The sequence below is a fragment of the Acidobacteriota bacterium genome (genome assembly GCA_009838525.1).
GTDB lineage: Bacteria > Acidobacteriota > Vicinamibacteria > Vicinamibacterales > UBA8438 > VXRJ01.
The window spans coordinates 27,494-40,756 of record VXRJ01000019.1 but is presented as its reverse complement, the minus strand read 5'-3'; the positions used below and the strand labels follow the sequence as shown (position 1 = coordinate 40,756).

The window sequence follows — 13,263 nt, the reverse complement described above, 5'->3', positions numbered from 1 at the left end:
CCACCAAGGAGTTTCCCGGTCATGCCTCTCGCGCTCAACACCTACCTCACCTTCGACGGCAACTGCCGCGAAGCCTTCGAGTTCTACCGGTCCGTCTTCGGCGGCGAGTTCGACACGATCGATACCTTCGGAAATGCGCCGGCGGACATGCCCCTTCCTGATGACGAGAAGGATCGCATCATGCATGTGTCGCTCCCGATCGGTTCCAGCATCCTCATGGGGAGCGATCGGGCCACGGGGTTCGGGTCGCCGCCGGTCACGGGCGACAACTTCTCGATCTCGATATCGGCGGAGACCCGCGAGCAGTGTGACGCTCTTTGCGCGAAGCTCTCCGAGGGCGGCGCCGTGACGATGCCGCTCGGCGAGCAGTTCTGGGGCTCGTACTTCGGCATGTGCACGGACCGCTTCGGCATCAACTGGATGGTGAGCTGCCCGCTGTCCCACGACTAGGCGGCCGTTATATCGTGAACTCATGACGCGGGGCTTCACCGCGGGCTGCTAGTGCCGGTCCTCGAGGCGCGCGGGCTGACGAAGCGGTACCGGCGGGGCGACGTCGAGGTGACCGGCGTCGATGGCCTGGATCTCGCGCTCGACGCGGGAGAATTCGTCGCGCTCGTCGGACCGTCCGGGTGCGGGAAGTCGACGCTGTTGCACCTGTGCGGCGCGATGGATCGTCCGACGGCCGGCGACGTGCGGTTCGAGGGCCGGTCAATCGGCGACCTCGATGACGACGCCCTGACCCGTCTGCGGCGGGCGCGCGTCGGTTTCGTCTTTCAGTTCTTCAATCTGCTGCCTTCGCTCACGGTGGGCGAGAACATCGCGCTGCCGCTGCTCCTGGCTGGCGTGGATCCGGCGGCAACCGCCCAGCGGGTGCAAACGTGGGCCGAGCGGGTCGGTATCGGCCACCGGCTGGATCATGTGCCGTCGCAGCTCTCGGGGGGCGAGGCGCAGCGGACGGCGATCGCGCGCGCGGTCGTGCACGAGCCGGCGCTCCTCCTCGCGGACGAGCCGACCGGCAACCTCGACAGCGCGAACGGCGCGCGCATCGTCGACCTCCTCCACGATGTCAATCACCAGTCAGGGGCGGCGATATTGCTCGCGACGCACGATGCTGCGGTCGCGGCCGCGGCCGGACGCGTCGTGACGATGCGTGACGGGCGCATCGTGTCGTGACCCTGTTCCGCGCGTTTATCGTCCGGCCGCTCCGCCGCCAGCGGCTGCGGACTATAGCCACCATTGCCAGCCTGGCAATCGGTGTCGGCGTTGTCGTCGCTATTCAGCTTGCCAACGCCAGTTCGGTGAGTGGATTCGCGACGGCCCTCGACGCGGTGGCGGGCCAGACGTCGCTCGAGATCACCGCGGACGGCGGGAGCGTCGACGAAGCGCGGCTCGCCCGGATGGAATGGCTGCGCGAGTATGGCCGCGTAAGCCCCGTGATCGATGCCGACGTGCTGCTTTCCGTCGGCGCAACCGCCGAGACGGTTCGTCTCCTTGGCGTCGACATTCTCCGCGACCGGCCGTTCCGTGACTATCCGCTGGTCGACGACCTGGCGGATGGGGCCGAGCTGAACCAAACGACGGACGACTTCCTGAACCGGTTGACGGATCCCGAGGCGGTGATGCTGACCCGCCGTTTCGCGGATCGCCATGGTCTCGGGATTGGCGGCGACGTCGCCCTTCTGATTGGTGACCGGACCGTGCCTCTCGGCGTCACCGGCCTTCTCGGGAACGGCGGTCCCGCCCAGGTGCTCGACGGCAACTTCGCCCTGATGGACATCGCCGCCGCGCAGTGGGCGATCGACAGCCTGGGTTACGTCGACCGGGTCGACCTCCGGTTGCGTGAAGGGGTTGCCGTCGCTGACGCCGAGCGGGCGATCGCGGCGCGGCTGCCGGCCGGCCTGAGCGTCCGCCGCCCGTCGTCGCGCGGGGCCGAAGTGGAGCGCATGCTCGGCGCGTTCCACTTCAACCTGACGGCACTGAGTCTGATTGCTCTGCTGGTGGGGTTGTTCCTCGTCTACAACACCGTGTCGGTTTCGGTGATTACGCGCCGGGCGGAAGTGGGCCTTCTGCGGACGGCGGGAGCGACGCGCGCGACGATCCTGGCGCTGTTCCTCGGCGAGGCGGCGGTGCTGGCGCTGATCGGTTGCGCGCTCGGCGCGCCGCTCGGCTGGCTGATGGCGCATGGCGCGGTGGGCCTGACCGCCTCCACGGTAAGCCAGTTCTGGATCGCGTCGGCGGCGCGGGTGCCGCCGCTGGATCTCCCGATGATTGCGCTTGCGTTCGGTGTCGGCGTTCCGCTGGCCCTCGTAGCCGCAGCGGCGCCGGCGCTGGAGGCGGCGGGTGTCCCGCCCCTCGCCGCGGTGCGCGGCGACCGGGACGTGGAAGCGCGTGCCCGTGTTCCCTGGCGGCCATTGGTGGGCGCCCTGGCGCTGTTCCTTCTCGGGGCCTGGCTGGCGACCTGGGCGCCGGTCGGGGGGCTGCCCCTCGGTGGCATGCTGGCGGCCCTGGCCGTCGTGCTGGGCGCGGCGTTCCTGATGCCTGTCGTTCTGTTCGTGTTCCGCCGGGTGGCGGGGCAGTCGATGAGTCGCTGGCTCGGTGTCGAGGGGCGTCTGGCGCACGCCAACCTGGGTAGTGCGATTCCGCGCCTGTCGATTTCGGTCGCCGCGCTCGGCGTCAGTCTGGCCATGATGGTGGCCATCGCGGTGATGGTGGGCAGTTTCCGCGAGACCGTGGCCTACTGGGTGGGGCAAACCCTGCAGGCGGACCTGTTCGTCTCCGCTGCGCGCGGCGGCCCGGTCGCGAGCCGCGGAGCCCTCTCGGAGGAGACCGAGGCGATCCTGCGGGCGCATCCGGCGGTGGTCGCGATCGATGGCTTCCTCGGGGTCGAGGCGCGGTACGAGGGATCGCTCATCACGGTCGGAGCGGGGCGCTTCGACGTGCTGCGCGAGCATGGCGCGCTGCAGTTCAAGGCGCCTGCCGACGGGCACGGTGCTCTCTCGCGGGCGGCCGGGAGCGGTGGCGTCGTCGTCACCGAGTCGTTTTCGCTGAGGCACGGCGTGGCGCCCGGTGATCGGATCACGCTGCCGACGCCGAACGGTCCGGCGACGTTCGGGGTCGAGGCGATCTACTTCGACTACTCGAACGATCGGGGCATCGTCGTGATGGACGACGCGACGTTCGCGCGCCACTTCGACCCGCAGCGTCCTGCCGGCTTGACGTTGTACCTGCGGGCGGATGCCGATCCCGACGCGGTGCGCGGCGAACTGCGGACCGCACTCGGACCGGAACGCCGGGTCTTCATCACGACGAACCGCACGCTGCGAGCCACCGTTCTGGAGATCTTCGATGCGACCTTCGCCATCACCTGGGCGCTGGAGGCCATCGCGATTGCCGTCGCGATGTTCGGCATTGCGGCGACCCTGCTCACGCTGGCGCTGGAGCGCCGGCGCGAGATCACCATGCTCCGCCTCGCGGGCGCCGAGCGGCGCCACGTCCGGCGGATGGTCGTGATCGAGGCGGTCGTGTTGGGTGCGGTGACCCAGGGCGTCGGCCTCGTGGTGGGTCTGGCGCTGTCACTCATCCTCATCTACGTGATCAACGTGCAGAGCTTCGGCTGGACGATCCAGTTCCACCTCCCGTTGGCCTTCCTGGCGCAATCGACGGTTGCCGTTATCGGCGCCACGGCCCTGGCGGGTCTCTGGCCGGCGCGTCTGGCCGCGAGCTTCGCTCTGGCCGGTCTGCAGGAGGAAGGATGATGCGGATTGCGAGGACGCTGGCAGCGGCGCTGCTGGCGGGAGCCGTTGCCGTGGGAGCGCAGGACGCCCCGGCGACCTGGCTGGCGGCCGATCCGGGCTACCGGCTCGCGTTCCCGCGCGACCACGCGTCGCATCCCGACCACCGAATCGAGTGGTGGTACTACACCGGCAACGTCGAGACGTCGAGCGGCCGGCGCTTCGGCTACCAGTTGACCTTCTTTCGCGTTGGTGTCGACCGGCGGCCCGTCAACCCGTCGCGGTGGGCGGTGCGGGATCTGCACATGGCGCACCTCGCGGTCACCGACGTCGCGGTCGGACGGCACCATGTCGCAGAGCGGCTGAACCGTGACGGCGTCGGCTGGGCGGGCGCCAGCACGGAGACGCTTCACGTCTGGAACGACGGCTGGTCGGCGCGGCTTGACGACGCCACCGGAGCGGGCGCCCACCTGCTGAACGCGGCAAGCGACGACGCGGGGCTCGCGGTTGACTTCCGCCTCGTACCGGAGCGGCCGCCCGTGCTGCACGGCGCCGACGGCTACAGCCAGAAGGGCGCCGAGGCGGGCAATGCGTCGCACTACTACTCGCTCACGCGGCTGCGGACGACCGGGCGAATCATGGTTGACGGCGAGGCCTTCGACGTCAGCGGCCTGAGTTGGATGGACCACGAGTTCGGCACCAGCTTTCTGGAGCCGGCGCAGGTGGGTTGGGACTGGTTCTCGCTGCAGCTCGACGACGGGAGTGACCTGATGGTCTACACCATGCGGAGAGACGACGGCATTCCCGACCCGCGTTCCAGCGGGACGTTCATCGCCCCCGACGGCTCCATCACGCGGCTTGCCGCGGGCGACTATGCACTGGTTCCCGGACGGCGGTGGACGTCGCCTTCGACCGGGGCGGCCTACCCGGTCGCATGGACGATCCACGTGCCTCCACTGGGGATCGAGATCGACGTGGAAGCGACAATCGACGCCCAGGAGCTGGAGACGGGGGAGTCGACCGGTGTGACGTACTGGGAAGGCGCGATCGACGCGCGCGGCACACGGGACGGCGCGTCCGTGTCGGGGCCGGGCTACCTGGAAATGACGGGGTACGCCGGGCAGCCGATGAGCCGCGTGCTCCGCTAGGAGACCGCGTGCTCCGCTAGCTGGGACCGCCGGCCGGATCTGGTCCGCCGGCCTCCAGGCCGGCAAGAGAACGACAGCCGATGCCGGCGCGGACGCCGGGGCGGCGCTGACGATTCGACGCGGATCTTCAGCGACCCTGTGCCCGGGCTCGCCGGGCCAGCTCGTCCGGTGGCACGTCTTCGATGTGGGTCCCAATCCACCACTGGTTGCCGAACGGGTCCTTCACGCCGGCGTTCCGGTCGCCGTAGAACGTGTCCCGCGGTTCCTGAACGGACGTGGCGCCGGCGGTCATCGCTTGCTGGTAGAACGTGTCGGTATCCTCGACGTAGAGATACAGCATGCACGGCATGGCGGGGTACTCCGGCGCCCTCGCCTGACCCATCATGACGTGGCAGTCGCCTATGACGACGTCGGCGTGGCTGGTGGCTCCGTCCTGCCCGCGGGACTGTTGGTGCACGGTGGCGTTGAAGGCCGCGCCCAGAAAACCGAGCAGCCGGTCGACGTCTTCCACCAGGAGATAGGGGACTACCTGCTGGTAGCCCTCGGGGATCGGCTTGACGGTCATCCATTCTCCTTCCCGGAACGCTTCGGATAGCCGAGACCGGCGAGCGCTTCCGTGATTTCCTCCAGGATCGCCGGATCATCTATCGTCGCCGGCATGGTGTACGGGTCGCCGTCGGCGATCTTCTTGACGGTCCCGCGCAGGATCTTCCCGGAGCGGGTCTTCGGCAATCGAGGAACGATGGCGGCCTGCTTGAAGGCGGCGACCGGACCGATGGTGCTACGGACCCGTTCGACCAGCTCCGGCACGAGCTCGTCCACACCCTTGGTGACTCCCGCTTTCGTGACGACGAAGCCGATCGGGACCTCGCCCTTGAGTTCGTCGGCCACGCCGACGACGGCGCACTCGGCGACATCCGGGTGGTAAGCAAGTACCTCTTCCATCGCGCCGGTCGAGAGGCGGTGCCCGGCGACGTTGATGATGTCGTCGACCCGGCTCATGATGTAGAGATAGTCGTCATCGTCGCGGTAACCGGCGTCGCCGGTAAGGTAGTAGCCGGGGTGGCGCGAAAGGTACGACCTCACGAAGCCGTCGTCGTTGTTCCAGAGGGTCGGGAGGCAGCCGGGCGGCAGCGGCAGCTTCACCACGATCGCGCCGATCTGGCCTGCCGGCATTTCCCCTCCGTCCTCGTTAAGGATCCTGACGTCGAAGCCCGGCACCGCCCGCGTCGGCGATCCCGGTTTCACCGGCAGCATGCCGAGACCGACACAGTTGGCGGCGATTGCCCAGGACGTCTCGGTCTGCCACCAGTGATCGATGACCGGCACGCCGAGGCGGTCGCGCGCCCAGATCAGGGTGTCGGGGTCGCACCGCTCGCCCGCGAGGAAGAGGGTGCGGAACCGGGACAGGTCGTAGCGCTGCATATGCGCGCCATCCGGATCCTCCTTCTTGATGGCCCGGAACGCGGTCGGCGCGGTGAAGAAGACGTTGACGCCGTGTTGCGAGATGACGCGCCAGAACGCGCCAGGATCCGGCGTTCCGACCGGCTTGCCCTCGTACAGGATCGTCGTCGCGCCGCGCAGGAGCGGTCCGTAGACGATGTAGGAGTGGCCGACCACCCAGCCGATATCGGAGCCGGCCCAGTACACCTCGCCGGCGCCGACGCCGTAGACGTGTTCCATGCTCCAGTGGAGGGCCACCGCGTGGCCGCCGTTGTCGCGCACGACGCCCTTCGGCACGCCGGTCGTCCCGGACGTATAGAGGATGTAGAGCGGATCGGTCGACGCCACGGGCACGCAGTCGGCCGGCTCCGCGCCGTCCACCGCGGCGTTCCAGTCGAGATCGCGGCCGACCGTCATCGCCGCTTCCGCCTGGGGCCGCTGCAGGATGACGGTGTGCGCCGGCTTGTGCGACGCCAGATCGATCGCTTCGTCCAGCAACGGCTTGTACGGGATGACGCGATTGACCTCGATGCCGCACGACGCGGAGAGGATCAGCTTCGGCTTCGCATCGTCTATCCGTTTCGCCAGCTCGTTGGGGGCGAAACCGCCGAACACGACCGAATGCACCGCGCCGATCCGGGCGCACGCGAGCATGGCGAAGACCGCCTCGGGCACCATCGGCATGTAGATGATCACCCGGTCGCCCGCTGACACCCCCTGCGCGGCGAGGGCGCCGGCGACGCGCGCCACCTCGTCGCGTAGCTCGATGAACGTGAACTGGCGGATGGCGCCGGTAACCGGGCTGTCATACACCAGGGCGAGCTGGCGGCCCCGGCCCCGGTCGATGTGACGGTCGATGCAGTTGTAGCAGGTGTTGAACCGGCCGCCGGCGAACCAGCGATGGAACGGCGGGCGACTGTCGTCCCGCACCGTTTCCCAGCGCCGGTGCCAGTAGAGCGGTTCGGCGGCGGCGGCCCAGAACGCTTGCGGGTCCGCCTGCCAGCGGCGGTACGCGTCATCGTAGCTGCTCAATGTCGGCGGCATGGGGGCGATCCTACCGCAGCCGCCGGGCCGGCGGCGCCGGGGGACCGAGAGCGCGGCCAGCGCGGTATAATCAGGTAGCGCATGGGATCACTCCGCAACCTGAGGGCCGGCACCGTCGCGGGCGTCATCGCCTGGAAACTGACCGCGCTGGCGTTGCTGCCCGCCGCACTTTGCTGTCAGGCAACGTTGATTGCCGCCGAGTCGCTGCCTTGTTGCGAGGGGGAGAGCCATGGCGCCATGTGTCCGATGGACAAGTCGCCTAACCGGGCCGCCCATGCGTCCGGCGGACCGGAAACCGGTCAGCCCGGCCAGGCCCGGATGATCGGCTGCAACTCGCTCGACGACGCGTTGATCGGTCTGGTCGGCCTGACTGGATTCACGCCTGACGCATTCGCGCTTGCAGCCGACCCGGCGGTCACCGGTCGCGTCGTTCCGACGCACGATGCCGCCGCCTCGTTCGCTGGCGCCCCCCACGCACCCCCGCCGCGCGCCTGATCACGGTCGCACGCCGGTACCCGGACTCCGTCGGTCGGAGCCTCTTCGGCGCCGATCCGGCCGGTCCGGAGGTACCACGCGCAGGATGCGGCGTCGGTCCGAGGCGTCGCACGAGGGTTTGCGGCGATTGATAGGCAGGGGGTGTTTTGATGAGTGGTTGCATAACATCGGCCCGGGCAAGGGGTCGGTGGTCGTGGCGGATGGCGGCGATGCTGCTGGCGGCATGGGCTGCGCTGCCGGCGGCTGCGCAGGCGCAGACGGCGAGTGTGCGCGGGACGGTAGCGGACGTGCAGGGGCTGCCGCTTCCGGGCGTGACCGTCGTGCTCCGGTCGGAGGCCGGACAGTTCGTGGCGTCGACTCAAACGGACCGGGACGGGACGTTTGTCTTTGCGAATCCCGAGGGCGGCGCCTATGTGGTCGAGGCGACGCTGCTCGGTTTCGTTCCCTCCGAGACGCCGGTCAATGCGCGCAGCAACGCACCGATCGCGATCACGCTCGACGTGGGGACGTTCGCGCAGGAAGTGACGGTCGTCGCGCTGATGCCGGAAGTGGCGACGGAGATGGTCGTGCCGGCGTCGGAGATCGAACGGCGGGTGACGCAGGATCTGGCGCAGTCGCTTCGCAGCCACGCCGGTGTTACGGCGCTTCGGCGTGGCGCCATCAACCTGGATCCGTCTATCCGAGGATTGTATGCGGAACAGATTGGCGTCTTCGTGGACGGCACGCGGACGTTCGCGGCCGGACCGGCCAGGATGGATTCGGGGCTGAGTCACGTCAGTCCGCATACGCTGCAGTCGCTTCGCGTGGTGCGCGGCCCCTATGCGCTCACCTGGGGGGCCGGGACGCTGAGCGCGATTCAGGCGGAGACGTTCAAGCCCGCTTTCGGATCGGGCCAGTTCCGCCTCGGTGGGCGCGTCGGCGCCAATTACGGCAGCAACGGCGCGGCGGGTGACGGTTTCGCCGGTCTGTGGGGAAGCGGCGACCGTCTCCGCTTCGCATTCCAGCACAACAGCCGGACCGGCAGCGACTACACCGATGGCAACGGCGACCTCGTGCAGGGCGACTACGAGTCGTTCGATACGCGCTGGGGCATCGGCGCCCGGCTGGGAACGCGGACGCTGCTGGAGTACAGCGGCGGGTTCCAGCGCCAGAACGATCTCGACTACCCGGGGCGGATACTCGACGCCACTTTCTTCGAAACGCAGTCGCACGCGCTTGACGTCACGCACCAGGCAGCGGGTGGAGTCCTCACGGAACTGGCGGGGCAGGTGTACTTCAATCTCAAGGACCACTTGATGAACAACGACGCCAAGCCGACGGCGCGGCCCAACCCCCACCGGACGCCGCCGTTCCCGATCCGGGTCGACCTGCCAACGTCGGCAGACACGGTCGGTGGTCGGGTGCACGCCGCTCTCGAGTCCGGAGCATTCCGCTACAAGCTGGGGATGGACGCCTATCGGCTGCAGCAGTCGGCGACGCAGACGGTGAGCGACCGCAGCACCGGCCAGATTCACCACAATATGCACCCCGTCTGGCCGGAGGCCGACCTGACGAACCTGGGTGGCTACGCCCAGGTGCTGTTCGAACAAGGGCGCAGCACGATCGGCGGGACGGTGCGGGTCGATCGGGAGCGGGCGCAGATCGGTCAGGTGACGTCCTTCTTCGCGCACAACGCGATTCCGGCCTACGACCTGCACGAGGCGCACGGCCACTTTCATTGCGTCACCGCCGTCTGCATGGGGCACACCGGCCATGGGACGGATGCCGGGCACATGACCGACCCGCATGCGGGGCATGGCGCCGCTACGCCGATGGGCGGTCAGGGCGCGACGACGGACCACGGCGCGACGCACGATGGGTCGGCCTCCCACGGTCAGGGTACGACCATGCTGGTTTCGGGCGAACGGTTCGCGCAGACCAACACGAACATCAGCGCCGCCGCGAATGCCAGCCTGCGCGTAACCGATACCTGGCTCGTGACGCTGGGCGTGGGCCGGGCCGTCCGCAACCCGTCTGCGCTGGAGCGCTACGCCGACCGCTTTCCGGCCGTGAAGTTCCAGACGGCGGCGGAGTTCGTCGGCAACCCTGGCCTGCGGCCGGAGAGGAGTCTGGAGTTCAATGTGGGCACGACGTTCCGTGTGGCGGCGGCCTCCGTCGGCCTCGATGTCTTTCATCGGCATATCGACGACTACATCACTGTTGCGCCCGATCCGAACCTGGAGAAGCGGCTGCCCCTCAGCCCGGACACGCTTTACCGCTACGTCCAGGCAGACGCGGCGCGGTTCGCCGGCTTCGATCTGACCGCCAGTTCGGCGGCCGGCCCCTGGATCGACCTGCGCGGCGGCTGGTCGTACGTCCGGGCCGAGGATTTACTGTTCAGCGAGCCGCTCTTCGGCGTGCCGCCGTTCGAGCAGCAGTACGCGATCGAGTTCCACGATCCGGCCCGGCAGGCCTGGTTCGAAGTCCAGGTGACGAATACCGCCCCGCAGGAGCGGGTTGCCGCGCGACGCCTCGAGCGGGCGACGCCCGGCTGGACGACGATCGATCTGGCGGCCGGCGTGCGCGTCGGCGAGGGCCTGACCTTCCGCGCCGGCGTGCAGAACCTGACGGACGAGTACTACGTCAACCACCTCAATTCGCTGAATCCGTTCAGCGGTCTGCGGATTGCGGAGGTTGGGCGCAGCGCGTACGTTGGGCTGGAGTACGGATTCTGAGACGGGGGACGACGATGCGGGTCTGGAGAATCGCGGCGTGTGCCGCCCTGCTGATCGCGGCTGCCGTGGCGGCCGTGTCCGCGCACATGGCGGTGTCGAAGACGATGCCGGAGGCTGATGCGGCGCTGTTGACCTCTCCCTCAGCGATTCAGGTCTGGTTCACGCAGGCGCCCGATCCGGCCGTCAGCCGGTTGGCGCTCAATGGCGCCGCGGGTGAGATCGCGTTGGGCGAACTGGACATACGGAGCGACAAGTCGCTGCACGCGGCAGTGCCGTCGACGCTGGCCTCCGGGTCCTACACCGTCCGCTGGCGGGCGGCCGGTGACGACGGCCACACGCAGCGGGGCGAGTTCTCGTTCACAGTTCGCGCCGCGAACTGACGCCACGGCGCCGGCATTGATCGGCGGACGGGCATCGATCTGATGGAAGATACTGTTTTTGTAATCGTCCTCCAGACGGTGGCCGCCTGGATCACTTTCCTGGGGCTGGTAGGCCTGACCGGCGCGGTCACCTGCCTGCCGCTGATCTCGCGGGCCTGCGAGATTGGTGAGGAGGTTGAACGGGTTCTCGGCGCCTTTGCGACCGCGTCCGCGCTGGCGCTCGTGCTGGGGACGGGGATGCGCCTCTACGCGCAGACGTGGTCTGTCTTCGGTCTGGACGAGGCGGTGACCATCGAGCTCGTACGCGTAGTGGCTTTCGAAAGCCGTTGGGGCGGGTTCTGGCAGCCGCAGGCGGGGATTTCCGTACTGGCGTTTATCGCCGTGGTGGGCTGGCGCCGCTGGCCGAGGCTCGGGTGGGGCAGTGCGGCCGTGGCGGTTGTCGCGGGCTGGTTGACCCTGCCGATGACGGGGCATGCGATGAGCTTCGATTCGTCGCTTCCAGGCGCTGTGTTGGCCGTGCACGGTCTGGCGGGCGGCCTGTGGATCGGTACGCTTACGGCGATAGTGGTAGCGACGCCGAAACTGATCCTGATCCTGGGGGGGCACGGATACGTCGCCCGACTGGTACGGAGCTTCTCGCCTCTGGCCATCGTTGCGGTGACCGCGGTGGCGCTTTCCGGCCTCGTCGCGGCCGTCGTCAATCTGGAGACGGTCGATCAGCTCTGGACCACGCGCTACGGCCAGGTGTTGCTGGCCAAAGTGGGACTGTTCGTGCTGACCGGCGCCATCGGCCTCCGCAACTGGCGCTGGGTCACGCCGCGTCTCGGGAACCCTTTCGGAACCTACGCTCTACTTCGGTCAGCCGGCGCCGAACTGGCAGTCGGCGCCCTGGTGCTTCTGGCCGCCGCCCTCCTGATTCACCTGGCGATGCCCTACGTCCCGATGTAGGCGCGGGCTGGCGAACCGGGGCGACTTGGGGTACAACACCTCCATGACTGCACAAGCTGCCGCCCCGATGCCGTCGTCACCCCAGCCGTCGTCCCTCTCCCGGCGTCGCTTCCTGCAGGCGTCCGCCGCCGGGGCGGGCGCCGCCGCGGTCTGGATTCCATCACCCGTGAAGGGTTACACCGCGGCCGAGATGGCCGGATTGGCGGCGGCAGCGGCCGAGCTGGGGGCGCCGCACGACCTGGGCGTCGCGGTCGAGGAAGTCGACACGCCGGCCCTCGTCGTCGATCTCGACGCGATGGAGGCGAATATCGCACAGATGCAGCGCACGGTCCGGGCGAACGGCATCGCCAGCCGGCCGCACGCGAAGACGCACAAGACGCCGGCGATTGCGCGGCGGCAGCTCGAGACCGGCTCGGTCGGGATCTGCGTTGCCAAGGTGGGAGAAGCGCAGGCGCTCTTCGATCACGGCATCGAAGAGATCCTGATGACGACGATCAACGTCACGCCGTTCAAGATCAACCGGGCGATGCATCTGCGCCAGCAGTGCCCGACGTTCATTCAGGCCACTGACACGGCGGACAACGCGCGCGACCTCTCGGAGGCGGCGGCCGCGCTGGGCATCGAGGCGGACGTCGTCGTCGACGTCGATCCGGGTGGCCACCGGACCGGCATCACGCCCGGGGCGCCGGCGCTGGAACTCGCGCAACTGGTCGACCGCCTGCCCAACCTGCGGCTTCGCGGGATCCTCTGCTACGACGGGGGATCGCAGCATGTGAAGGGCTTCGACGCACGGCAGGCCCAGACGCTCGAGCGGCTTGCGGCGGCGGCGGACACGCGCGGGCAGATGGACCGGTCCGGGCTCAATACCGAGATCTTCAGCGGAGGGGGGACCGGGACGTACAACATCGATCACCAGACACCCGGGCTCACCGACGTCCAGGTGGGCAGCTACGTCTTCATGGACGCCCAGTACATCGGGATCGGCGGCGCGGACGACCCGGAGGTGTACAGCGACTTCCAACCCGCCCTGACGATTCTGGCGACGGTCGTCAACGCGCAGTACGAGGGGCGGGCGACAACGGACGCGGGGGCGAAGGCCTGCACGATCAATCGGCCCTGGGCCATCGTCAAGGGTGAGACCGGCATGAGCTACACCTCCGGTTCCGACGAGTTCGGCACGATCCGCTACGAGGACGACGCCAGCCGCAGCTACCGGGCGGGGGAGAAGCTGGAGTTGATCGTGTCGCACTGCGATCCGGTGGTGAATCTGTACGACCAGATGTACGCGGTCAGGAACGGACGGGTCGAGGCGATCTGGCCGATCGCCGCGCGAGGACGGTCCACGTAGACGGGTAACCGG

11 protein-coding genes are annotated in these 13,263 nt (G+C 68.7%); 9 read left to right on the top strand and 2 right to left on the bottom strand.

All coding sequences use genetic code 11. The annotated features are described in order from the left end of the window. The first annotated feature begins 21 nt into the window (after positions 1-21). The 4 genes from F4Y45_09990 to F4Y45_09975 are packed head-to-tail and all read left to right on the top strand — an operon-like array spanning position 22 to position 4,879. Complete coding sequence (locus F4Y45_09990) at positions 22-450, top strand: VOC family protein (protein MXY24838.1); 429 nt, start codon at positions 22-24, stop codon at positions 448-450. A 51-nt stretch (positions 451-501) separates the two neighbouring features. Further along, positions 502-1,173: an ABC transporter ATP-binding protein gene (locus tag F4Y45_09985; GenBank protein ID MXY24837.1), complete on the top strand. Its 672-nt coding sequence runs from the start codon at positions 502-504 to the stop codon at positions 1,171-1,173. Continuing rightward, a complete protein-coding gene (locus F4Y45_09980) occupies positions 1,170-3,755 on the top strand; it encodes an FtsX-like permease family protein (protein MXY24836.1) in 2,586 nt (861 codons plus the stop codon). The genes F4Y45_09985 and F4Y45_09980 overlap by 4 nt, the downstream gene beginning before the upstream one ends. Then, positions 3,752-4,879: a carotenoid 1,2-hydratase gene (locus tag F4Y45_09975; GenBank protein ID MXY24835.1), complete on the top strand. Its 1,128-nt coding sequence runs from the start codon at positions 3,752-3,754 to the stop codon at positions 4,877-4,879. Before F4Y45_09980 ends, F4Y45_09975 begins: the two co-directional genes overlap by 4 nt. Positions 4,880-5,006: 127 nt before the next feature. On the opposite strand, the gene F4Y45_09970 is transcribed toward F4Y45_09975, so the two are convergent. Beyond that, complete coding sequence (locus F4Y45_09970; GenBank protein MXY24834.1) at positions 5,007-5,444, bottom strand: VOC family protein; 438 nt, start codon at positions 5,442-5,444, stop codon at positions 5,007-5,009. Then, a complete protein-coding gene (locus tag F4Y45_09965; GenBank protein MXY24833.1) occupies positions 5,441-7,366 on the bottom strand; it encodes a propionyl-CoA synthetase in 1,926 nt (641 codons plus the stop codon). The genes F4Y45_09970 and F4Y45_09965 overlap by 4 nt, the downstream gene beginning before the upstream one ends. Positions 7,367-7,447: 81 nt before the next feature. On the opposite strand from F4Y45_09965, the gene F4Y45_09960 reads away from it, so the two are divergent. From F4Y45_09960 to F4Y45_09940, 5 genes are all read left to right on the top strand, one after another. Then, complete coding sequence (locus F4Y45_09960) at positions 7,448-7,861, top strand: hypothetical protein (protein ID MXY24832.1); 414 nt, start codon at positions 7,448-7,450, stop codon at positions 7,859-7,861. A 149-nt stretch (positions 7,862-8,010) separates the two neighbouring features. Continuing rightward, positions 8,011-10,575, top strand: coding sequence for a TonB-dependent receptor (locus F4Y45_09955; GenBank protein MXY24831.1), 2,565 nt, complete (start codon positions 8,011-8,013; stop codon positions 10,573-10,575). 14 nt (positions 10,576-10,589) lie between these two features. Beyond that, positions 10,590-10,955, top strand: coding sequence for a copper resistance protein CopC (locus F4Y45_09950; protein MXY24830.1), 366 nt, complete (start codon positions 10,590-10,592; stop codon positions 10,953-10,955). 42 nt (positions 10,956-10,997) lie between these two features. Further along, on the top strand, positions 10,998-11,903 hold the full coding sequence (locus F4Y45_09945) for a hypothetical protein (protein MXY24829.1): 906 nt from the start codon (positions 10,998-11,000) through the stop codon (positions 11,901-11,903). A 67-nt stretch (positions 11,904-11,970) separates the two neighbouring features. Beyond that, positions 11,971-13,251, top strand: a complete 1,281-nt coding sequence (locus F4Y45_09940; GenBank protein MXY24828.1) for a DSD1 family PLP-dependent enzyme — start codon at positions 11,971-11,973, stop codon at positions 13,249-13,251. The last annotated feature ends 12 nt before the right edge of the window (positions 13,252-13,263 follow it).